General features: G+C 63.8%; 20 protein-coding genes and 1 pseudogene. 15 read left to right on the forward strand and 6 right to left on the reverse strand.

The genetic code is table 11. The features are described from left to right. Window positions 1–244: 244 nt before the first annotated feature. Entirely contained in the window at window positions 245–1,192 is a 948-nt protein-coding gene (locus C9427_RS31515) for a substrate-binding domain-containing protein (protein ID WP_097577093.1), read from the reverse strand. Window positions 1,193–1,394: 202 nt separating this feature from the next. After that, a complete protein-coding gene (locus C9427_RS31520; protein WP_107652910.1) occupies window positions 1,395–2,360 on the reverse strand; it encodes a LysR family transcriptional regulator in 966 nt (321 codons plus the stop codon). 131 nt (window positions 2,361–2,491) lie between these two features. On the opposite strand from C9427_RS31520, the gene C9427_RS31525 reads away from it, so the two are divergent. The 8 genes from C9427_RS31525 to C9427_RS31560 all read left to right on the forward strand — a co-directional run bounded on the left by C9427_RS31525 (window position 2,492) and on the right by C9427_RS31560 (window position 11,589). After that, window positions 2,492–3,925 (forward strand): amidase, encoded by a 1,434-nt coding sequence (locus C9427_RS31525; protein ID WP_107652911.1) that lies wholly within the window; start codon window positions 2,492–2,494, stop codon window positions 3,923–3,925. A gap of 53 nt (window positions 3,926–3,978) precedes the next feature. After that, on the forward strand, window positions 3,979–5,277 hold the full coding sequence (locus C9427_RS31530; RefSeq protein WP_107652912.1) for an ABC transporter substrate-binding protein: 1,299 nt from the start codon (window positions 3,979–3,981) through the stop codon (window positions 5,275–5,277). A 72-nt stretch (window positions 5,278–5,349) separates the two neighbouring features. Further along, window positions 5,350–6,174 (forward strand): ABC transporter ATP-binding protein, encoded by an 825-nt coding sequence (locus tag C9427_RS31535; protein WP_107652913.1) that lies wholly within the window; start codon window positions 5,350–5,352, stop codon window positions 6,172–6,174. Beyond that, window positions 6,171–6,899, forward strand: a complete 729-nt coding sequence (locus C9427_RS31540) for an ABC transporter ATP-binding protein (RefSeq protein WP_107652914.1) — start codon at window positions 6,171–6,173, stop codon at window positions 6,897–6,899. The genes C9427_RS31535 and C9427_RS31540 overlap by 4 nt, the downstream gene beginning before the upstream one ends. A 4-nt stretch (window positions 6,900–6,903) precedes the next feature. After that, window positions 6,904–7,791: a branched-chain amino acid ABC transporter permease gene (locus C9427_RS31545; RefSeq protein ID WP_107652915.1), complete on the forward strand. Its 888-nt coding sequence runs from the start codon at window positions 6,904–6,906 to the stop codon at window positions 7,789–7,791. 25 nt (window positions 7,792–7,816) lie between these two features. Further along, complete coding sequence (locus C9427_RS31550; protein ID WP_245437244.1) at window positions 7,817–8,884, forward strand: branched-chain amino acid ABC transporter permease; 1,068 nt, start codon at window positions 7,817–7,819, stop codon at window positions 8,882–8,884. A 10-nt stretch (window positions 8,885–8,894) separates the two neighbouring features. Beyond that, window positions 8,895–10,478: a GMC family oxidoreductase gene (locus tag C9427_RS31555; protein ID WP_107652917.1), complete on the forward strand. Its 1,584-nt coding sequence runs from the start codon at window positions 8,895–8,897 to the stop codon at window positions 10,476–10,478. Between the two features lie 10 nt (window positions 10,479–10,488). Continuing rightward, window positions 10,489–11,589 (forward strand): class II histone deacetylase, encoded by a 1,101-nt coding sequence (locus C9427_RS31560; protein WP_107652918.1) that lies wholly within the window; start codon window positions 10,489–10,491, stop codon window positions 11,587–11,589. A 34-nt stretch (window positions 11,590–11,623) separates the two neighbouring features. On the opposite strand, the gene C9427_RS31565 is transcribed toward C9427_RS31560, so the two are convergent. Next, a complete protein-coding gene (locus C9427_RS31565; RefSeq protein ID WP_107652919.1) occupies window positions 11,624–12,631 on the reverse strand; it encodes an aldo/keto reductase in 1,008 nt (335 codons plus the stop codon). Window positions 12,632–12,713: 82 nt separating this feature from the next. Then, complete coding sequence (locus tag C9427_RS31570) at window positions 12,714–13,652, reverse strand: 2-hydroxyacid dehydrogenase (protein WP_107652920.1); 939 nt, start codon at window positions 13,650–13,652, stop codon at window positions 12,714–12,716. A 142-nt stretch (window positions 13,653–13,794) separates the two neighbouring features. Here C9427_RS31570 and C9427_RS35040 point away from each other — a divergent pair. Continuing rightward, window positions 13,795–13,908, forward strand: a pseudogene (locus C9427_RS35040) (IS630 family transposase); the annotation flags it as partial. Window positions 13,909–13,998: 90 nt separating this feature from the next. Here C9427_RS35040 and C9427_RS31575 read toward each other — a convergent pair. Beyond that, on the reverse strand, window positions 13,999–15,096 hold the full coding sequence (locus C9427_RS31575; RefSeq protein ID WP_107652921.1) for an acyltransferase family protein: 1,098 nt from the start codon (window positions 15,094–15,096) through the stop codon (window positions 13,999–14,001). Window positions 15,097–15,364: 268 nt separating this feature from the next. Between C9427_RS31575 and C9427_RS31580 the strand changes: the two genes are divergently transcribed. After that, complete coding sequence (locus C9427_RS31580; protein ID WP_107652922.1) at window positions 15,365–15,589, forward strand: hypothetical protein; 225 nt, start codon at window positions 15,365–15,367, stop codon at window positions 15,587–15,589. Window positions 15,590–15,762: 173 nt separating this feature from the next. Here the strand turns inward: C9427_RS31580 and C9427_RS31585 are convergent, their stop codons facing one another. Next, window positions 15,763–16,308 (reverse strand): acyltransferase family protein, encoded by a 546-nt coding sequence (locus C9427_RS31585; RefSeq protein ID WP_208636447.1) that lies wholly within the window; start codon window positions 16,306–16,308, stop codon window positions 15,763–15,765. Window positions 16,309–16,792: 484 nt separating this feature from the next. On the opposite strand from C9427_RS31585, the gene C9427_RS31590 reads away from it, so the two are divergent. From C9427_RS31590 to C9427_RS31610, 5 genes are all read left to right on the forward strand, one after another. Next, entirely contained in the window at window positions 16,793–17,017 is a 225-nt protein-coding gene (locus C9427_RS31590) for a hypothetical protein (RefSeq protein ID WP_107652946.1), read from the forward strand. Between the two features lie 102 nt (window positions 17,018–17,119). Beyond that, a complete protein-coding gene (ligD, locus tag C9427_RS31595; RefSeq protein ID WP_107652923.1) occupies window positions 17,120–19,606 on the forward strand; it encodes a DNA ligase D in 2,487 nt (828 codons plus the stop codon). A gap of 93 nt (window positions 19,607–19,699) precedes the next feature. Next, window positions 19,700–20,611, forward strand: a complete 912-nt coding sequence (ku, locus tag C9427_RS31600; protein ID WP_107652924.1) for a non-homologous end joining protein Ku — start codon at window positions 19,700–19,702, stop codon at window positions 20,609–20,611. Next, a complete protein-coding gene (locus C9427_RS31605; RefSeq protein WP_107652925.1) occupies window positions 20,608–21,711 on the forward strand; it encodes a tetratricopeptide repeat protein in 1,104 nt (367 codons plus the stop codon). The genes ku and C9427_RS31605 overlap by 4 nt, the downstream gene beginning before the upstream one ends. Before the next feature lie 215 nt (window positions 21,712–21,926). Then, window positions 21,927–22,571 carry an alpha/beta hydrolase family protein gene (locus tag C9427_RS31610; RefSeq protein ID WP_107652926.1) on the forward strand — a complete coding sequence of 215 codons (645 nt, stop codon included), beginning with the start codon at window positions 21,927–21,929 and terminating at the stop codon, window positions 22,569–22,571. The last annotated feature ends 4 nt before the right edge of the window (window positions 22,572–22,575 follow it).

Consider the following 22,575-nt stretch of genomic DNA (forward strand, 5'->3'; position numbering starts at 1 on the left):
CCATGGAATGGGGGAGAGGTGGCCGCGCAGCGGCCGGAGAGGGGGCTGGCGCTGCCATATGCGATTGCCCTGCCCACACGGGGGGGACCGAATGTCGCGTCGGTTTTCGCCAATCGCCAACCTCGTAGAAAAGGCGCTTCCGGGAGAACTGCCAATCTCCCCCCAAGTGGGGGAGATGTCCGGCAGGACAGAGGGGGGCGCGACAAAACGAGACCGCTGTAGGCCATGCGCCCCGCCTCTCAACCTACTTCGTCTCGCCGAGCCTTTCAGCCTTGTCGAGATTGTCCTTGCCGATGACGATCGGCGTCAACAGCACCAGCTTTTCCTTCGGCTCGGTCTTGTCCCTGGCATAGGCGACCGCGATCTGCACGGCGGTGCGCGACTGCTCGCCGGGGAACTGTTCGACCGTGCCGGCGAGCTTGCCGTCGCGCACGGCGACCAGAGCTTCGGGCAGCGCGTCGAAGCCGTAGATCTTGACGTCGGTGAAGTTGCGCGCCGCGCAGGCTTCGAGCGCGCCGAGCGCCATGTCGTCATTGGCGCAGATGATCGCGTCGGGTTTGCCGTTGGCGGCAAGGCCGGCCTCGGTGACCGAGAGCGCCTCGGCGCGGGCGAAGTTGGCGGTCTGCTCGAAAATGATCTGGTACTTGTCCTTCAGCGGATCGAGCACATTGTGCACGCCCTTGTTGCGGTCGATCGCGGGGCCGGCACCTGGCTGGCCCTGCAAGTGGAACAGTTTGGCGCCGTTCGGGAACGCCGCCACCATGGCCTGTGCTTCAGCTTCACCGCCCTTGGTGTTGTCGGCGCCGACATGGGCGAGGATGCCTTCGACGCCGTCGACGCGTCGGTCGATGGTGACGACGGGAACGCCGGCCTTGACCGCTTCCTCGATGGCCGGAGCCAGCGCGTTGACGTCAAGCGGCGAAATGACGATGGCGTTGACCTTCTGCACGAGCGCGGCTTCGATATCGGCGGTCTGCTTGGGCGCCGAGTTCTGGCCGTCACTCTCGATCAGGTTGACGCCTTGCGCCGCCGCCTCGGCCTTGATCTCATTCAGCATGTGCACGAAGAACGGGAAGCCGAGATTGGGTATCGAACCGAGAATGGTCAGCTTGTCCTGGGCGAAGGCCGAGGGTGCGGCCAGCGCCAATGTGCCGACAGCTACGGAAGACAGCAGGAATTCGCGTCTGTTGATCAATTTAGTCTCCTCCACATGAGCGAATGACCCCGAAACCGGTTCCGGTTTTTGGGAAGGATCATTGCGTCGATCAAAAATGGAGTGTCCTTTGAGCGCCCAAGGGGACGCAACGGCGCTCCAGCCGGTCCACCGCGACGTTCTCCTCCGCTCGGCGCCGGCCGGCGGATGCTAGCCAAGGCCGGAGGTTTGCGCAAGAACGTCAGCCCTCCCTGGCGACCAGCAGGGAAACTTCGCGCTCCGGTGTCGTCACCGAAAAGCCTGCCGGGCCGACCGCGGTGAAAAAGCGATGGAATATCTCGATGAAGACACGCACGAAGAGCGGCTTTGCCGAACCATACATGTCGGCGACGATCAGTGTCGGCGGCGGCAATTCGTCGAAGATCGGCTTGCGGACGATCTCTTCGCCATCGGCGGTGGCGCGGCCGATCGGCCGCATGTTGAGGATGGCCATGCCGAAGCCCGAGGCGACAGCCGAGCGGACCGTTTCATAGGAGCGCGTGCGAAAGCGCACCTCCGGCCGTTTCGCCAGCACGTCGAACAGGGTCAGGAGATAGGTCGCCGTGTGCGGCAGGTCGAGCAGCACCAGCGGCCGCGCGGCCAGTTCCGCCAGCCAGATGCCGTCGCGCGCGGCGAGGGGATCGTCCGCGTTGAGCATGGCGTGCGCCGGCACCTTGCAGATGCGGGTGACGCTGTCGATGCCGATCGGGCCGATGTCGTAGAGAATGGCAAGATCGATCTGGCCGGCGACAAGCCGTTCCTGCAACTGGACCTGGTCGGCCTCGACAAGGTCGATCTCGACATCGCCGACACTGTCGAGGTAGCTGCGCAGCATCTCCGGCATGAAGAGCGCGCCGAACGGCTCGAAACAGCCGATGCGCAGAACTTTCGGCATCCGCCCGCTGAGGTCGCCGATCGACCGGTTGAACTCCGTCTCCGCCGCCAGCATGACGCGGGCGGCGGCGACGAAGCGTTGGCCGGCCGGCGTGATGGAGACGCCGCGCGCCGGCCGCCTGTCGAAAATGCGCGCCCCCATCTCGGCCTCGGCCAGCGTGATCGCCGCCAGGATGGAGGATTGCGAGATGTAGAGCGATTTGGAGGCCGCCAGCACGCTGCCGAGGCGGGCGACTTCGCAGACATAGCGCAACTGCCGGACGGTCAGGTTCATGGGCTCTTGTTACATTGAATAGCGAATGTTCCACACAATAATACATTTTATGGTGATGAAGAAACCCGCCAGATTGCCTGGACTGACAAGGCTGCCGGAAGAGCGGCCGTGGAGTGAGGGGTTCGAACTGCATGCCGAATGGGATCTCTCCCATTGCCGACGCCGATGATCCGTGCCGCCTGGCTGCTGCGGAGCTTAACGCCGCCTACCGCGCTGGATCGTTGTCGCCCGTCGAGGTGACGCTGGCGGCACTGGAACGCGCCGAAGCGATCAATCCGCTTTTCAACGCCTTCACCATGATCGACCGCAAGGGTGCGATCGAGGCGGCCGGCGCCTCCGAGAAACGCTGGCGGGCAGGCGAGCCGCTGTCCGCCGCCGACGGCATACCGACGACGCTGAAGGATATCGTCTGGGTCAAGGGCTGGAGCGTGCGCTACGGCAGCAGGACGACGACTTCCGCCGCCTATGACAAGGATGCCCCCGCGGTTGCGTTGCTGCGCAGAGCGGGCGCCGTCTTCATCGGGCAGACGACGACGCCCGAATTCGGCTGGAAGGCGATCACCGACAGCGGCCTCTGCGGCATCACGCGCAATCCCTGGAATGCGCAAAAGACGCCCGGCGGTTCCTCCGGCGGAGCGGCGGTCGCGGCCGCCACCGGCGCCGGCGTATTCCATCTCGGCACCGATGGTGGCGGCTCGATCCGCATCCCGGCCTCGTTCACCGGCATCGCCGGATTGAAGCCAACCTTCGGCCGCGTGCCGGCCTATCCGTCGAGCGCGTTCGGAACCGTCGCCCACATTGGACCGATGGCGCGGACAGCGCTTGATCTTTCCATCATGGCCGACGCCATGTCCGGCCGCGATATCAGTGACTGGCAGCAGGGCGTGGGAACGCTGGCGCCGCTTGGCCGGATCGAAGACACTTTGCTGGGCGCCCGGATCGGCTACTGGTCGAAGCCGCCGTCAGGAGCGCTGGACTCCGGGATCGCCGCGGCGGTCTCTCATGCCCTGACGTATCTCGATGCGTTTGGCGCGACGGTCGAGCCGATTGATCTTCCCGGTGGCGATCTTCTCGATCTTTTCCAGCACCACTGGTTCACCGGCGCCGCGGCGCGGCTGGCGTTGGTTGCGCCGAGCGAACGGGCAGGCATCGATCCGGGCTTCCTGGAGATCGCTGAAGCGGGGGCGGCGTTCGACGTCCAGGCGCTCGTCGCCGCACAGTTGGAGCGCGCCGAATTCGGCGCCGCCATGGACCGGCTGCTCGACGCCTATGATTTCATCGTTTCGCCTGGAACATCGGTTCCGGCCTTCGACGTCGGACTTGAAGTGCCCCCGGGCAGCGGCCTGTCGCGCTGGACCGAATGGGCGGCGTTCAGCTACCCGATCAATCTCAGCCAGCAACCGGCCTGCGTCATCCCTTGCGGCATGACCGCGGCGGGCCTGCCCGTCGGCTTCCAGATCATCGGCGCGCGCGGCGACGATGCCCGCATGCTGTCGGCGGCGGCCGACCTGGAGGCCGCCTTTCTGCCCATGACCGAAGCGTTTCGCCTGAAGGATTTCGCCTGAAAATTTCACATGAAGAAAAGACTCTAACCAACGCCAAAAAGGGGAACTTTGCCATGATGAACAGACGTGCAATGCTGCAAGGCGTGGTCGGCGCGGGCGCCGCCGGTGCCGCGCTTCTTGCCGACATGAACAACACCGCAATCGCCCAGGACGCCACACCCATTCCGGTCGGCTCGGCCCTGCCGATGTCCGGCATCGCCGCCGCTGATGGCATCGAGTTCAAGAACGGTCTTGAGCTTGCCGCCGAGGAGATCAATGCGGCGGGCGGTATTCTCGGCCGGCCTGTCGAGATCCACATCGAAGACACCAAGGAAATGGGCGCCGACCTCGTCAGCCAGTCGATGCAGCGCCTGATCGACCGTTTCGAGGCGCCGGTCATCATCAACGGCTACAATCTCGGCACCAACATGATCGAGATGGACGTCGCCGCCGACAACGACGTCATCATGATGCACTACAACACGCTGATTTCGCACAATGAGAAGTTCAAGACCGACCCGGCCCGCTATTACAGCTCCTTCCAGGGCGACCCGCCGGAGTTCTGGTATGGACCGGGCTGCCTGAACTTCCTCAAGACGCTTGCCGCGGATAGCAAATGGAAGGCGCCGAACAAGAAGATCGCCATCATCCCGTCGGCCAACGAATATTCGATCGTCATCGCCAACGCGATCCGCGACAAGGCCGCCGAATACGGCTTCGAGGTCAGCCTGTTCGAGACCGTTCCGTTCCCGACCAACCAGTGGGGCCCGACGCTGGCAAAACTCCGCCAGGACCCGCCGGCGGCGATCCTGGTGACGCATTTCCTGCCGCAGGACCTGGCGCAGTTCATGGTCCAGTTCCTCGCCGAGCCGATTAACAGCCTGATCTACATGCAGTACGGACCATCGCTGCCGGCCTTTCGCGAGATCGGCGGCGAGGCGGTGAACGGCGTCGTCTATTCGACGGTGATCGGCTGCCTGCCGGACGATTTCTCCAAGCCGTTCCGCGAGAGCTACCGGGCCAAATTCGGTCCGAACTCCGCCTACATCACGGGGTCGCAGACCTATGACGGCCTGTGGATGTGGGCGCTTGCCGCGGCGATCGCCGGCGGTCCGGGCGAACCGATGAACAAGGAGCAGACGACCAAGGTGGCCAATGCGATGAAGCGCATGGTCTATCGCGGGGTCAACGGCACCTATCGGGCCGATCCGGCCGGCCAGTCGGCCTTCTGCTATCCGACGCAGGTCGCCGATCCGTCGCTTGGCATGCCGCACCAGTTCCTGCAGCATCAGGATTACAAGACCGATCCGAAGCTGATCGCGCCGGTGCTCTATGCCACGGACAGCTTCATTGTGCCGCCATGGATCAAATGAGCCGGACGTGGAAATGAAACCAACGAAACCGGCCGGGCTCTGTGCCCGACCGGTCTCCATTGGGTGAGAAATATGACTGAGGCCGCTGGTCCGATGCTGGTTTGTGACGGTGTGGTCAAACGCTTCGGCTCGCTGGCCGCCGTCGACGGCGTGTCGATGGTGGTGAATGCGGGCGAGATCGTCGGCATTGGCGGTCCGAACGGCGCCGGCAAGACGACCTTCTTCGACGTGGTGACCGGGATCACGCCGGCCAGCGGCGGCCGCGTGCATTTCGGCGACACCGACATTTCGGCCTTTCCGGCCGACCGCATCTGCCAGCTCGGCATGGCCCGCACCTTCCAGCTCAATGCCGCCTTCGACAGCCTGACCGTTCGCGAAAACATCGAGATCGCCGCCTATTTCGGCCGGCAGCGGCGAAGGCTGGCCGGCTTCCGCCTCGGCGAGGATGTCCGCCAGGCGACGATCGAGGCGCTGGACTTCGTCGGGCTTGCGGACAAGGCCGACGAGACCGTGGCGCGGCTGCCGGTGCTCGACCGCAAGCTGCTGATGATCGCCGGCGCCATCGCCACCCGGCCGAAAATGCTCTTCCTCGACGAGCCGGTCGGCGGGCTCAACGTCGCCGAGATCGACCAGATCATGGCGATGGTGCTGAAACTGCGCGACCAGGGACTGACCATCGTCCTGATCGAGCATGTCATGCGCTTTCTGCTGGCGCTCTCCAGCCGCGTCGTCATCATGCACCATGGCAAGGTGATCTTCGAAGGCCGGCCGGACAAGGTTGCCGAGGACCAGACCGTCGTCGAAACCTATCTCGGCCAGGGCACGCAGAAACGGCTGAAGAAATTCTTCGACGAGCAAGCCGCCACGACGAATCCGGCGGCGGTGGGGACGCCATGACGGGCGCAGCCGCAAAACCGCCTGTCCTGCAACTCGACGGCATCGTCTCCGGCTATGACGGGCTCGACGTGCTCAAGGGCATTTCGCTGACTGTTCATGCCGGTGAATTCGTCACCGTCGTCGGCCCGAACGGCCATGGCAAGTCGACATTGCTCAAGACCATCTCCGGCCTGGTGCCGCTGCGCGGCGGGCAGATCAGCATCGACGGCCAGCGCCTGTCCGGCAAGCCGCATGAGACGGCGATGCTGGGCGTCGCCCACGTGCCGCAGGGCGACATGCTGTTTGCGCAGATGAGCGTGCTCGAAAACCTTTTGATGGGCGCCTATCTGGCGCCGGACAAGGCCGTGATAGCGCGCCGGCTGGATGAGGTCTACGCGCTTCTGCCGAAGCTTGCCGACCGCCGCAACCAGATCGCCTCGAGCCTGTCCGGCGGCGAACGGCGCATGGTCGGCATCGGCCGCGGCCTGATGATGGGGGGGCGCATCCTTTTGATCGACGAGCCGTCGCTCGGCCTGGCGCCGCTGATCATCGACCAGGTCTACGGCGTCATTTCCCAACTGAGCAGGGCCGGCCGCACGATCCTCTTGGTGGAGGAGAACCCGGCGCGGGTCGAAGACCTCGCCGACCGCCTGCATCTGCTCGACGACGGCGCCATCGTCTGGTCGGGCAAGCCCGCCGAGTTGATGGCCCGCGACGAGCTTCTCGCAACCTATCTCGGAGGCTAACGCCATGACCGACGTTCTCATGGCCATTCTCGTCGCCGGCTTCACCTCGGGCGCGCTCTATGCCCTGGCGACGGTCGGGCTGTCGCTGGTCTGGGGTTCGATGGGCATGCTCAACATGGCCCATGCGGCGATGCTGACGCTTGGCGGCTACGTCGCCTTCACGGTGATCACCTCGCTTGGGCTGCCGATCGCGCTCGGCTTTGCCGGCGCCATCGTCGCGGGTGCCGTGGCCGGCGCCATCCTCTATTTTGCGATCGTGCGCAATCTCCTGAAGAACGACAAATCGACATTCGAAGCCAACGTCATGATCGCAACGGTCGGCATCGGCATCGCGCTCGAGAACGCCATCCTGCTGACCTATGGCGGGCAGCCGCTGAAGCAACCGGTCTCGATCGCCGGCACCTTTCGCCTCGGGCCGCTGACGCTGCCCTGGCAGAACCTGATGATCATTGCGGTGGTCGTCGTCATGATGGTGGTGGTCTCGCTGGCGCTCGGCCGCACGCGGATGGGCCGGGCGATCCGGGCGACGGCGCAGAACCGCGATGCGGCCCAGCTCATGGGCGTCGCCGTCAACCGCGTCTATCTGCAGGTGCTGATGTTGTCCGGCGCGCTTGCCGGCATTTGCGGCGTCATGGTGTCGTCGATGACGCAGCTGTCGCCGCCGCTCGGCAACGACCCGATGCTGAAGGCCTTCATCATGTGCGTGGTCGCCGGTCTCGGCAATCTGCCGGGCGCCGTCGCCGCCGCGCTTGGCCTGGCGCTACTCGAATCCTTCGTACAGTACGCGCTCGGCGCCCGCTGGGGGTTTCCATCGCTGCTGTTCGTCGTCATTGCCGTGCTGATCTGGCGACCGTCCGGCCTTTTCGGCCGCGCCGAAATCCGGCGCATGTGAGGGCACCATGACAGAGACAAGGCCCATGTCGCGTTCTTCCATGTCCCGCTCGGCCAAGACCGATCTTGCCATCAGCCTGGTCCTGATCGCAGCGGCGATCGCGCTGCCCTTCATGGTCGACAGCCGCTACATCCTCGGCCAGATCGTGCTGGCGCTGTTTTATGCAACGATCGCATCGCAGTGGAATCTCTTGTTCGGCTTTTCCGGCATCTTCTCGCTGGCGCAAATGGCGATCTTCGCCTTCGGCGGCTATGCGACGGCGATGTTCTGCTTCTATTTCGGCTGGAACGTGTGGGCAGCCCTTGTGCCCGGCGCGCTCGGCGCGGTGCTGTTCTCGCTTGTCGTCGGCCTGGCCTGCCTGCGGCTGACCGGCGTCTATGTCGCGCTGCTGACGCTGGCGATTGCGCAGACGATGTATCTGCTGATCGTCACCGACACCGAATGCTTCGTGATGGTCGGCTCCGTCTGCCGCCAGTTCACCGGCGGCGCCGTCGGCTTTGCCCGCTTCGGCGATCTTGGCACCAGGGCTTTGCTCAGAGCGCAGTGGCTGGTCGGCAACTATGCCATCATCGCGGTGCTGTTCGCGCTCACGATGGTCTTCACCTACGCGATCGTCAAAAGCCCGATCGGCCTCGCCTTCCGGGCGCTGAAGGACAATCCGGGCTATGCGGTGGCGCGTGGCGTCAACCGCTTCCAGGCGCAGCTTCTGGTCTTCGGCATCTCCGCTTTCTTCACCGGGCTGGCCGGCGGTTTCTATGCCGCGCATTTCCAGGCGATCGGCCCCGGCGTGCTGTCGATGTCGCAATTGATGTTCATCATCGCCATCGTCGTCGTCGGCGGCGTCGGCACGTTCTGGGGACCGCTGGTCGGGACGGTGGTGCTGGTCCTGGCCGACGAACTGATGCGCGAGAGCGGCGAATTCCGCACGCTCGGCCTCGGCCTGATCATCGCGCTGTCGGTGGTGCTGATGCCGAAGGGGCTGGTCGGCCGTTTTGGCGATCTCGTCCACTGGCTCGCGCGCCGTCGAGCCAGCCCAGACAGCAACACAGCAGTGAGCAACATTGTGCAAAGCCCGGCCCCGGCCGGAAAGTGAGAGACTGACGATGTTCGATACGATCATAGTGGGTGCCGGCTCTGCCGGCTGCGTGCTGGCAAACCGGCTCAGCGCCGATCCTGCCCGCAAGGTGCTGTTGCTGGAGGCGGGACGCGAGGCGCCGCTCGCCTCGGACGTGCCCTCGGACTGGCCGACCATGTTCAACACGGCTGTCGATTGGGGCTACTACACCGAGCCGCAGGCCGGCTGCCGCGGCAGGCGGGTGTTCTGGCCGCGGGGCAAGATGATCGGCGGCTCCGGCGCGCTGAACGCCATGATCTATATTCGCGGCCTGCCGTCCGACTATGATGGCTGGGCGGCGATGGGCTGCCCCGGCTGGGCGTGGGCCGACGTGCTGCCGGTGTTCAAGGCCTGCGAGAGCAATGCCGAACTCGGCAACGATCCGCTGCACGGCGCCAACGGGCCACTGCATGTCGGCAATGTCGGGCATGTCGATCCCAACGAGCTTGCCTGGATCGAGGCCTGCAAGGCCGCCGGCTTCAGGCAGAACCGCGATTTCAACGGCGTCGAGCAGGAGGGCGTCGGCCTCTTCCAGTTCACCATCAAGAACGGCGAGCGCTGGGGCACCGGCAAGGCCTATCTGCGCCCGGCGCGGGAACGTCCCAATCTGACTGTGAAAACCGGGGTGCTGGCGACTGGCCTGATCGTCGAGAAGGGCAGGGCGAGGGGTATCCGCTATCTGGTCAATGGCGTGCCAGAGACCGCTTTCGCTGACAGCGAGGTGGTGCTGTCCTCCGGCTCGATCGGCAGCTGCCAGTTGATGCTGCTTTCCGGCATTGGGCCGGCCGACGAGCTCGCCCTGGCCGGCGTTGCCCCCGTGCATGACCTGCCGGGCGTCGGCAAGGATCTGCAGGACCACATCAACATTCCGATCACCTTCTATACGAAGGACAAGATCGGCGTCGGCGCCTGGACCCACGAGACGCTGCAGCGCGATTTCCTGGAATGGGAGACATCGCGCAGCGGTCCGCGCTCCTCGCCCTGGGTGGCGGCGGGCGGCTTCGTGAAGAGTCGGCCCGATGTCGAACCGGATTTGCAGCTTTACGGCGCCATCAGCCCGCATCGCGATTATGTGCGGTTCCTGTCGTCGAAGCCCGGCATCACGCTGCACACCACGCTGCAGCGGCCGGACAGCCGCGGCGAGATCCGCCTGCGCTCGGCCAATCCGGTCGAGTATCCAGCGATCGACCCGCGTTACTTCATCAGCGACGAGGACGGCTCGGATATCGCCACGCTGGTCGAAGGCATCCGCATCAGCCGCCATATCGCTGCGCAGTCGCCGCTTGCCGAAATGCTGGTCGGCGAAATCACGCCAAGCGCCGAATGCGAGAGCGACGCCGAGATCGCCGAATATATTCGCGGCCACTGCACGACGCTCTATCATCCGACCAGCACCTGCCGCATGGGCACCGACGCGATGGCCGTCGTTGATCCCGTGTCGATGAAGGTGCATGGGCTGGACGGGCTTTGCATCGCCGACGCTTCGGTCTTTCCAAAAATGGTCTCGGGCAACACCAACGCGCCGACGATCATGATCGCCGAACGCGCGGCGTCGATGATCCTGGCGGGTTAGGAAACAGCACATGACGACGGGCTGGAATTTCCACGAACTCTATCTCTGGCACGAGACCGGCAATGCCGCGCAGTTCTTTCAGCCGAGCCTGACCATCGAGCCGGGCGAACATGCGGAAAATGCCGCGACCAAGCGCCGGTTCCGCAATCTGATGGAGGTTTCGGGCCTCACCGAGAAACTGTCGAAGATCGCCTCCGTTGCGGTGAGCGAGGACGATCTCGCCCTGTTCCACGACCGCGACTATGTCAGCCGCATCAAGGCGCTCAGCGACGGGCGTGGCGGCGATGCGAGCTATCTGACGCCCTTTGGCCATGGCAGTTATGAGATTGCCTGTCTTGCCGCCGGCGGCACCGCGGCGGTGATGGACGCGGTGCTGAGCGGCGATGTCGGCAATGGCTACGCGCTGGTGCGGCCGCCCGGCCATCATGCCGAGCGCGCACAAGGCATGGGCTTTTGCCTGTTCGGCAACGTTCCGGTCGCCATCCTGAAGAACCGGGCCAAGCATGGCTTCGAGCGCGTCGCCACCGTCGACTGGGACGTCCATCACGGCAACGGCACCCAGTCCGCCTTCTATGGCGACTCGTCCGTGCTGACGATCTCGATCCACCAGGATGGGCTCTATCCGCATGACAGCGGTTTCCACAAGGAGCGCGGCGAGGGCAGGGGCGAAGGCTACAACATCAATGTGCCGCTGCCGGCCGGATGCGGCCACGGCGCCTATATGTCGGTGTTCGAACGCATCGTGCTGCCGGCGCTTTATCGCTACCAGCCCGATCTCATCGTCGTGCCGTCCGGCTTCGATGCCTCGGCGGCCGATCCGCTGGGGCGCATGATGCTGCACAGCGGCAGCTACCGCGAGATGACGCGCATGCTGATGCAGGTGGCGGACGATCTCTGCGGCGGGCGCCTGATGATGTCGCATGAAGGCGGCTATTCGGCTGCCTACGTTCCCTATTGCGGCCTGGCAGTGATGGAGCAGCTGTCCGGCATCAGGACTGATATCGACGATCCGTTCCTGCCGGTCTTCGAAGGCTACGCCGGCCAGCCCCTGCAGCCGCACCAGGCGGATGCCATTGACAGGGCGGAAGAACTATTGGGCGGCATCGAATAGCTTTGGCGCCTCACCAGCCTCCCTTTGTGCCACCCTAGCGATCGATGATCGCCATGATGCGCTCGTTGTAGCGCTCACCCGAGACCTTGCCCGGCGCCAGTGCAGCGTCGAGTGCCCGCATCGTGGCGGCGTCGAGCTTGATTGCCATGGCGGCGACGTTTTCCTCGAGATATTTTCGGCGCTTGGTGCCGGGGATCGGCACGATGTCGATGCCGAAATCAGAACCCTTGTGCAGCAGCCATGCCAGCGCGACCTGGCCCGGCTTGACACCCTTGGCCACAGCAATGTCGCGGACAACTCCGGCGGCCTGTACATTGGCGTCGTAGTTGGCGCCCTGGTAGCGCGGGTCGCCGCGGCGGAAATCGCCTTCCGGATAATCCTCGGCGCGTTTGACGTCGCCGGTGAGGAAACCCCGGCCAAGCGGCGAGAACGGCACCAGGCCGATGCCGAGTTCGGCAAGCAGCGGGATGATCTCCGGTTCCAGATTGCGCTCCCACAGCGAATACTCGCTCTGCACCGCCGTGACCGGATGCACGGCATGCGCCCTGCGGATGTTGGCGGCACCCGCCTCCGACAGGCCGAAGAAGCGCACCTTGCCCTCGGCTACCAGTTCGCCCACCGTCCCCGCGACATCCTCGATCGGCACCGCCGGATCGATGCGGTGCTGGTAGAGCAGGTCGATATGGTCGGTGGCGAGCCGGCTGAGCGATCCGTCGACCGCCTCGCGGATGTGTTCGGGCCGGCTGTCGCGATCGGTGCCGACCTGCTTGCCGTTTTCGATGCGGAAGCCGAATTTGGTGGCGATGGTCACCTGGTCGCGCCGGCCTTTCAGCGCCCGGCCGAGCAATTTCTCATTGGTGTAGGGGCCATAGACTTCCGCGGTGTCGAAAAACGTGCAGCCGAGTTCGATGGCGCGGTGCAGCGTGGCGATCGATTCCGCTTCGTCGGCCGGGCCGTAGGACTGGCTCATGCCCATGCAGCCGAGGCCGATCACCGATACCTGCAGCCCCTGGCTGCCGAGTTTGCGTGTGCTCAAGGTCATTTGCAGTGCTCCAACAAGGACGATGAAACTATATTGGCCGCGCACTCCGTTTGCACAGCCGTTCGGCGGTGTCGCCTTGGGATCAGGCTGCGGCCTTGACGGGGGTTAGCACGGGCTCTCCATCAAAGAAGGCGTCGAGGTTTGCACACACGAGCGCAGCCATGCGGCTCACGGCCACATCGGTAACGCCGGCAATGTGGGGCGATAGAAACAGGTTGGGAATGTCAGCCCAGTGCCCGGGTGAGGCCGGCTCACCCTGGTAGACGTCCAGCGCGGCAGCTCCGAGCGCACCGTGCGTGAGCGCATCGATCAGCGCACCCTCGTCGACCAGCGATCCCCGGGCGACATTGATGATGGCGCCTTGGGGGCCAAGCGCCTGCAGCACGCTTGCCGAAATCAGTCCGCGGTTGTCGTTCTTGGCGGGCGCGGCGACCACCAGCACATCACTTGCCTGTGCCAGCCCGAGAATGCTCGCTGCCTTCGGCCAAGGGGCGCCAGGCTTGTCATGTGGGCCCCACCACGAAGTCACCATGCGCAGCACATCCGCCCTATGAGCGATCGCACGTCCGATGCTGCCCAGTCCGACGATGCCGAGCCGGAGCCCCGCGACGGAACGCGTTATCATCTTCCGGCCTGATCGCCATGCGCCGCTGCGAACCCAGCGATCGCCGATGGAGATACTCCTGTAGATGTTCAGTATCTGCGCGATCGCAAAGTCGGCCACGTCCTCGTGGTTGACGTTCTGGGCATGCGTCACAATGATGCCGTGCCGTCGGGCCCAGTCTACATCTATTCCGTCATAGCCCGCGTTGAAGCAGGCTATCAGGGCAAGGTTCGGCAGGATCTGCAGCAAGTTCGTGTCAAACGGACGGCTTCCGTCGACGATCACGGCACGGGCGGAACACGAGCCAGCCTCCGAGATCGGAGAGGCAAGCTCGACGATTTGATACCTGGCTCCGAGCATGTCGCGCAGAAACGGCGCGAGATAGGGGTGCGCCAGAGCCACCAACTTCTTTTCCATCACAGACTTGCCTCCGATTGGGGGATTTCCAAGCGTTGGCAAGTCTGGCTGGCTTTGACCGATCTGCGAATAATCTTGGAGCGCTAGCCGAAGGATACATCGGATGGATCAGGCCCATACACATGGATGAGGCGATGAACGCCAAAAGGCAACGGTCGAGGCGACTTGGCGCCGCATCGGCGCACTCATCGCAACCATCGAACCCGCAGAGTGCGCCAACTGTCCCGCAAATGCTGGCTACGCTTTCGTCAAAACAGGAAACGCTCCAGGCGGTTCTTATCTCCAGGGCGGAGGAACTGTTGTGACTCGCTATCCACCATGCGGATGCGGCTCACTTGCGCCCGATCTATGCCGGCCGGTGGAGCCGAAGTTTGCTTGCCATCATGTTCAGCGCGGGCAGCAGCAGCGATATCAAAGGCTTGCGTATCGGCTTTTCGAAATAGAACGAGACCACGAAGGAGGCTGACAGGACCAGCGCGAGGACGATTGCGAGGGCCGGCCATCGGCCAACCGTTGGCGACAGCGCGTTGAGCCCGAGCATGCCGATATGCTGATGCAGAAGATAGAGCGGATAGGTCAGCCCGCCCAACACGAGCACCAGGGGTGACGGCGCGATGCGATGACGCAAGAGGAGAGCTCCGCCAAAAAGGGCATAAACGACGATATTTGCGAAAAGCAGCTGTGAGAACGGCAGCGAGGCCCCGTAATTTTCCTGCATCCAGTCGGCCTCGATATGCAGGTACTTGCAGGACAGCACGAACGCTGCACCAAGCAGCACCAGCGCCTCTATTGACGCACCCTTCGCGACCATGTGCTGGGCAAGGATTCCGGCGGCAAAGAATGGCGCATATTGCGTGGCGAACACCATGTGCAGGGCCGTACTGTGGATGACCGTTTCGTTGATCACGGAAATCAGCAGCCATGTCGCCACGATTTGCAGCTTCCAGCGCGAGAAGACGCCGAAGAACAGGGCGATCGCAATCCAGCCATAGAAAATAATCTCGAAGACGATCGACCAGTAGACACCGTCCATGAAGGGTTTGTTGAGGGCGGGAGCGACGACAATGAGATTGGCGACCCACGTCATCGGGTCGTATGGAAGGTTCGGATCGCGGGCCAGGAATTGGATGATGAAGGTGATGGTCATGCAGACAAGAAAGCCAGGATAAAGCCGCGCGAACCTTGCCACGGCGAACTCCGTCCAGTTCCGGTCTTCGGCCGACCAGGCAATGACGAAACCGCTGATCAGAAAAAACAGACTGACGCCCATGTAGCCGTAGATCGCGAAGGGGTCGAGTTCGGGGTAGCCGTTCACCAGCAGCGGCGGTGTGTGCGATGCCCGGAAAAAGTAGTGGAAGCAGACGACAGCCAAAGCCGCCACCAAGCGCAGCAGATCGAGCGAACCCATGCGCTCGGATTTGCCGCTTATCGATCCAGATGCCATTGAACCACCCCGCACAATTGCTGTGACGCTAGGCGAGGGCGAAGCTGCATTCTGTGAAAAACGACACTTTCATATGAAAATTGGTCCCACAAATCCGATTTCGTGAAATCTGAGAACAAATTGCATCGATCAGACCATGCCCGGCCGTCATTCTCAGTGGACCATTCGTCTCGCCATCCGACCATGCGCGAAAATTGACAGGCCTCCCGGTCTCGGCCATCCTTGTTCCCAGCGCCCTGTTGTGTGGCATCGAGCGTATGAGTGAGTTATGGCCAGTTCCGTCACTGCCCAAAGATCCAAGCGCGCCGCGGTGCGCCAGGCGCTCAACCGCCATAAGGTCTACATCACCGCGCAGCGCTTTTCCGCCGGCGCCTACAGCGCGCGGGTTCTGGTCGACGGCGAGGCCTCCTGGGTCGACGAGTTTCGGTTGAGCCAGCTTCAGCCGGGACTTTCGCCCGCCGAGCTCGAATTGACACCGGCTACCGACCATTGAGCCGCGTGGGCGCGACACCTGTCTGCCGCACGCTGACAAAATGATTCAAGCGATGTGCGTCAAGTCCTTGTTTTTGCGCGGTCCACCGCGACGTTCTCCTCCGCTCGGCGCCGGCCGGCGGATGCTAGCCAAGGCCGGAGGTTTGCGCAAGAACGGACGAATGCGTGGACGAGCTATGCCGGCCTATGGCGCCGAAGTTTGCTTGCCATCATGTTCAGCGGGGGCAGCAGCAGCGATATCAAAGGCTTGCGTATCGGCTTTTCGATGAAGAACGAGATCACGAATGAGGCGGAAAGCAAGGCCGCCAGCACGAGTGCGAGGGCGACCCAGCGGCCGACCGCCGGCGACAGCGCGTTGAGCCAGAGCGTGCCGACTTCCTGATGCAGGAGGTAGAGCGGATAAGTGAGTCCGCCCAGCATAAGCACCAGCGGTGTCGGTGCGATGCGGCGTCGCAAGAGCAGAGCCCCGCCGAACAGGCCGCAGACGACGACATTGGCGGCAAGCAGTTGGGCAAGCGACGGCGAGAATCCGAAATGGGCCTGCATCCAGCCGACGCCCGAAGCCACCTCCCTGCACGACAGCAGGAACGCCGCACCGAGCAGTACAAGCGCCTCGATGGACGAACCCTTGGCGACAATGTGCTGGGCAAGGATGCCGCCGGCGAAATACGGCGCGTATTGCGTGATTTGCGGCCTGTCGCTCCAAGCGCCATCGCTCAATCCGCCCGATTGGCGTGAGGGCAGGCGGGCGCGACGCTTGAGGCAATTAAGCCGGATGGGCTACTCTGGCTGTCTGGCAATGGCTGCTCGATGTCGGCGACATTCCACTTCGCGTTTGATCTGGGTCAACACGCCGTTTTTCCAATGCGCTTATACAGCCTATTGTCTTGGGAAGGACGCAAGGCGGGCGGGTGGTCCGAGCCGAACTGAAACGGGCACAAGAGCGGCCCCGACGCGGACCACCCGTAACCTTGAGGAAAGCGATCGCCACCTGCCCAAACTGGCGGGGCGGGCTTCGGACCAGCGGTTCGGTGAGGCGTCAAACGCGACTGATGGCGCAATGGTTTCCCACGGCTATTCACCAACCGACTGTTTCAACTGGCGCGTTAGAACCGTCTCAAAATTGACAGGACACTCGGTCTCGGCCATTTTGAAGAGGTTCTCGGGCTGCGATCAGGCCCCGACCCGGCGTATGAGCGAACCCATGGCCAGTTCCGTCACTGCCCAGAAATCCAAGCGCGCCGCGGTGCGCCAGGCGCTCGACCGCCACAAGGTGTACGTCACCGCGCAGCGCTTTTCCGCCGGCGCTTACAGCGCGCGGGTTCTGGTCGATGGTGAGGCCTATTGGGTCGACGAGTTCCGGTTGAGCCAGCTTCAGCAGGGACTTTCGCCCGCCGAGCTCGAATTGACCCCGGCCACCGACGATTGAGCCGCGTGGGCGCGACACCTGCCTGCCGCATGCTGACAAAATGAATCAAGCGATGTGCGTCAAGCCCTTGTTTTCGTGCGGCATCCCGACCGGCATGCAGACATGACCACCTCTCCAAAACTCAAGACCTATCGTGCCAAGCGCGAATTCAGCCGCACGCCCGAACCGGCAGGCGGACTGCTCAGCGACGATGGCAACCGCTTCGTCGTTCACAAGCATCACGCCACGGCCGACCATTACGATCTGCGCCTGCAGGTCGGTGATGTCCTGAAAAGCTGGGCGGTGCCGCGCGGTCCCTCGCTCAATCCGGCCGACAAAAGACTGGCGGTCGAGACCGAGGACCATCCGCTCGACTATATCGACTTCGAAGGTGTCATTCCCGAGGGTGAATATGGCGGTGGTCCGATGATCGTCTGGGATACCGGCACCTGGGCGCCAATGGACGATGTCGAAAAGAGCCTGCGCACCGGCGCCTTCAAGTTTCGCCTGGCCGGCGAGAAGCTGAATGGCGGCTGGATGCTGACGCGGCTGAAGCCCAAGCCAGGCGAGGATGAGGGCAAGAAAAACTGGCTGCTGTTCAAGGAGCGCGATCTCGCCGCCGATACCAAACTCGATATCCTCGGCGAGCGGCCGGAAAGCGTCAAATCCGGGCGTCGCATCGAGGAGCTGGTAGCGGCGCCAAAGCCTGCCGCCAAACTTGCAAAGCCGGTCGCGCTGAAACCGGGTGCTTTGCCCGGCGCCATCAAGGCGCCGACGCCCGCGCGCATCGAGCCGCAACTGGCCACGCAGGTGCCGAAACCGCCGGGCGGCGAACATCCCGGAGATCGCACCGGCGAAACCTGGCTGCACGAGATCAAGTTCGACGGCTACCGCACCATGGCGCATCTGGCCGACAAGCAGGCGCGGCTGATCACCCGCGCCGGCCTCGACTGGACGAAGCGCTATGGCGACCTTCCGCACGCCTTCGCCAGGCTGCCGTGCCGCGAGGCGGTTATCGACGGCGAGGTCGTCGTGCTCGATGCCAAGGGCATCAGCCGCTTCGCGCTGTTGCAGGACGCGTTGGCAGAGGGCGCCGGCAACAAGCTCCACTTCTACGCCTTCGATCTGCTTTATCTCGACGGCTGGGATCTGAGGAAAGCGCCGCTCATCAGGCGCAAGTCGCTGCTTTCGCAACTGCTCGCCGGCCTTGGCGCCAATTCGGCCATCCAATTCTCCGACCATGTCGAGGGCGACGGGCAGGGGCTCTATGACCAGGCCAGTGACCTCGGACTGGAAGGCGTCGTGTCCAAGCGCGCCACCGCGACCTACCAGAGCGGCCGCACCAAGAGCTGGACCAAGACCAAGGCGCTGAAGAACGGCGACTTCGTCATCGCCGGCTACACCACGTCGCACGCAGCCGAAGGGCTGGCGGCACTTGGCATGGCGGAATTCGACGGCGACGAATTGCACTATCGCGGCAAGGTCGGCACCGGCTTCGATGCCGGGATGGCCAGCGAATTGCTGGCGCGGCTTGAACCGTTGCGCGAAGGCGCCACCCCACCCGAAGGCGTGCCGCGCGAGATCATGCGCGAGATGAACTGGGTGCGGCCATTGTTGTCGGCGCGCATTCACTACGCCAACCGAACGTCGGACAATGCGCTGCGTCACGGCGTGTTCCGCGGCCTGAGGGATGTCGGCCTGTCGACGCCGGTCTCGGCGAAACGCAAGCGGCTGATCGCCGAGGCCGACCTGGCGACGATCTGGGTGACCAACCCGACGCGGCGGCTGTTCGGCAAGACCGGGCCGACCAAGCTCGATATCGCGGTCTATTACGCGCTGGTCGGCGACTTCATGCTGCCGCACATTCTCGGCCGTCCGGTATCGCTGGTGCGCTGCCCGACCGGCAAGCCGCAGGACTGTTTCTTCCAGCGCCACGCCTTCACCGGCATGCCGCCTTCGGTCGTCACCTTCGAGGCGACCAACTCCGAGGGCGAGACCAAGTCCTATCTGTCGGTCGAGGGCGCCAAGGGCTATCTGGCGCTGGCGCAGTTCGGCGTGGTCGAGTTCCACACCTGGGGCACCCATCGCACAAAACTGGACAAGCCCGACCTGATCGTCTTCGACCTCGACCCGGGCGAGGGGATTGCGTGGCGCGAGGTGGTGGAGGCCGCGGTGCACATCAAGGGTGAGCTGGAGGGTCTCGGGCTGATGCCGTTCGCCAAGACGTCCGGCGGCAGCGGCATCCACATCACTGTGCCGGTGACGCAAAAGCAGAACTGGAAGAAGCTGCATCAGGCGAGCAGCGCCATCTCCACGCATCTGGCTGCCACCGCACCGGATACCTTCACCACCACCATGGGCAAGGACAATCGCAAGCGGCGCATCTTCATCGACTATCACCGCAATGCGCGGGGCCACACCTCCGCCGCACCCTATTCGCTGCGCGCCCGCACCAATCTGCCGGCCTCGACGCCGGTGAGCTGGTCCGATCTGGAATCCATCGACGCTCCGCAGGATTTGAATTATTCTTCGCTGCCGGGCCTTCTGGCGACTTCGGGCGATCCCTGGGCGGACATGGAAGATTTCGCTAGGGATTTGCCGGTATTGTGAGGGCTCGATGTAGGATTTCGGTGTTGTCATTCGTCCTTCGGACGAACAGCGCTGCAACAGTTCGACAGTGCACGGCCGCGTAGGAGAGAATTCATGGCGCCCAGGGCAAGTTGGAAAGGTTACCTCAAGCTCAGCCTCGTCAGCTGTCCGGTCCGGCTCTATCCGGCCACCAGCGCCAGCGAACGCATCAGCTTCAACCAGCTGCACAAGAAGACGCATAATCGCATCAACATGAAGCCGGTCGATCCCGAACTCGGGCTGGTCGAGCGCTCGGACCTGGTCAAGGGCTACGAATACGAGGACAAGCAGTACATCATCATCGATGATACCGACCTCGACGCGGTGCGCATCGAATCCAACCATACGATGAACATCGAGGCCTTTGTCGACGAGGGCGAGGTCGACGTCATCTATCAGGACGCGCCCTATTATCTGGCTCCCGATGGCGCAATGGCCGAGGAGACCTTCGCCGTGCTGCGCGAAGCCATGCGCAAATCCGGCAAGCTGGCGATCGCCCGCCTTGTGCTGTCCAGCCGCGAGCGCGTGGTAACGATCGGCGCGCGCGAGAACGGCATGTTCGTCTGCACCTTGAGGAACCCGAACGAAGTGCGCGGCACGGCTGAATATTTCGGCAATATCCCGGCCGGCAAACCCGATCCGGAAATGCTGCAATTGGCCGAAGCGCTGATCAAGCAGAAGGAAACCACCTTCGATCCGAAGAATTACGAGGACCGCTACGAGATCGCGCTGATGGGGATGATCCGCGAGAAGCTGAAGGGCCACAAGCCGATCATCGCGGCGGCGCCCGAGCGCGGCAATGTCATCAACCTGATGGATGCGCTAAAGGCGAGTTTGTCGCAATCGGCCAAGCCGCCGGCCAAGTCGAAGAGCAAGGCCGATGAGGCTGCGAAGCCCGCAGCCAAGAAGGCGGCAGCAGGCGGCGCTGCCAAGGAAAACCCGCTGAAGGCCAATCTGCTCAAAGCCGTCGGCAAGAGCAAGGGGTGACGATCCCCGCCGGCGGCATCCCCGGCGCCGTCTTCGGCGTCGTCGGCGCGCTGGCGGCGTTTCCGCTGCGGCTGGCCGCGCGTGAGCTCGCGCGCCAGCATGGCCAGTTGCGGCGCGGCGTCACCCGGCGCACCAGCCATGTCGTGTTCGGCCGCATGGTCCTCGCAAAGACAGATGATGCCGAGATCGAGCGCCGCGCCGATGTCGAACGCGGGGCAGGGCGCGCGCTTCTCAGCGAAAACGGATTTCTGCGCCTCTTGGGCCTGATGAAGGCGCCGGAGGCCTCGGCGCTGTCACGGCAGTCGCTCATCGACCAGTCGCGGCTAGCCGCCGTCGATCTCGATCTTTTGTCGCTGTTCGATGCCTTTGAGCATGATCGCGAGCCTTATTCCTTCCGCGACCTTATCCTGGCTCGCAAATATGCCGGGCTGATATCAGGTGGTGCGAGTTGGGGCGCGATCGCGCGCTCCGTCCATCGTTCCGGTCCGGTCGCCTCGCTCACCGCCAAGTCGCTCGCTGTCGGCTCGGCATCTGGCCGTCCGGATGCGATCTATCTCGAGAACGGCCAGAGCGAGCTCGATGGGCAACTGCTGTTCGATCTGGGCACGGTTGATGACGACACGCTGGAAGAGTTGTTCGCCGAGGCCGAGGCAGCGGAAGAGGAGGGCCGGCACGACGATGCGGCCGTGCTCTACCAGCGCTGCCTTTCCATCGATCCAAGCGATGCCGTCGCCGCCTTCAACCGCGCCAACTGCCTGCGCGGCGCCGGTCGAGTGAACGAGGCCGCGCATGACTATGCCCGCGCCATAAAACTCGATCCCGGGTTCGTCGAAGCCTGGTTCAATCTGGCGGGATTGATGAGCGATGAGGGCCGCGTGGCTTCGGCGCGCCGGCATCTCGTCAAGGCGATCACGCTCGACAAAACTTATGCCGATCCGGTGTTCAACCTCGCGAGGCTGGAGTTCGCCGCCGGCAATCTCGCCGAGGCGCGACGGAACTGGGTGCGGTATCTCGAGCTCGATGCGGATTCCGAATGGGCGCGGATGGCGGCGAAGGGGATACAGTTCGTCGATTTGCAGATGGCGCGAACGGCGGGGTGAGGTCTTCATTTGGTCGCGCTTGAACACCCCCCTCTGGCCTGCCGGCCATCTCCCCCGCAAGGGGGGAGATTAACAGCTTCGACTGCCGGCTCACTCCTGCAACATTGGGGATTGGCGAAAGCAGCCGAGCGCTTAATCTCCCCCCTTGCGGGGGAGATGGCCGGCAGGCCAGAGGGGGGTGTGAAGGAACTCGGCCGTCATCGCGATATCATCCCATGACCCACTTCCTCTTCGACGGACCCGAAACCGCTGACATCACCATCCTGCTCGCCCATGGCGCCGGTGGGCCGATGGACTCGGCTTCGATGGCGGCCACGGCCAAGGCGCTCGCCGCCGCAGGCTTCCGTGTCGCGCGCTTCGAATTCCACTATATGGCGGCCCGCCGCTACGGCCACCGCAAGCCGCCGCCGCGGGCCGAGACGGTGAACCCGGAATATGTCAAGGCGCTCGCCGATCTCAGGGCGAAGGGCGTGACCGGTCCGCTCGTCATCGGCGGCAAGTCGATGGGCGGGCGTGTCGCCTCGATGATCGCCGACGAGATGTTTTCCAAGGGCGAAGTCTCAGGGTTGCTCTGTCTGGGCTATCCCTTCCATCCGCCCGGCAAACCGGAGCAGTTGCGGACGAAGCATCTCGCCGATCTCAAGACGCCGACGCTGATCTTCCAGGGCACGCGCGACGAGTTCGGCACCAGGGAAGAGGTCGCGACCTACGGCCTTTCCGATGCGATTGAGGTGATCTGGCTGGAGGACGGCGACCACGATCTGAAGCCGCGCAAGAGCGTTTCGGGCTTCTCCGCCGCCGATCATTTGAAGTCGCTCGCCGAGGCAGTGAAGGCGTGGACGGGAAGGATCGTCGGCTGAAGCG

The organism is Mesorhizobium helmanticense, from assembly GCF_003034915.1.
Taxonomy (GTDB): domain Bacteria; phylum Pseudomonadota; class Alphaproteobacteria; order Rhizobiales; family Rhizobiaceae; genus Mesorhizobium; species Mesorhizobium helmanticense.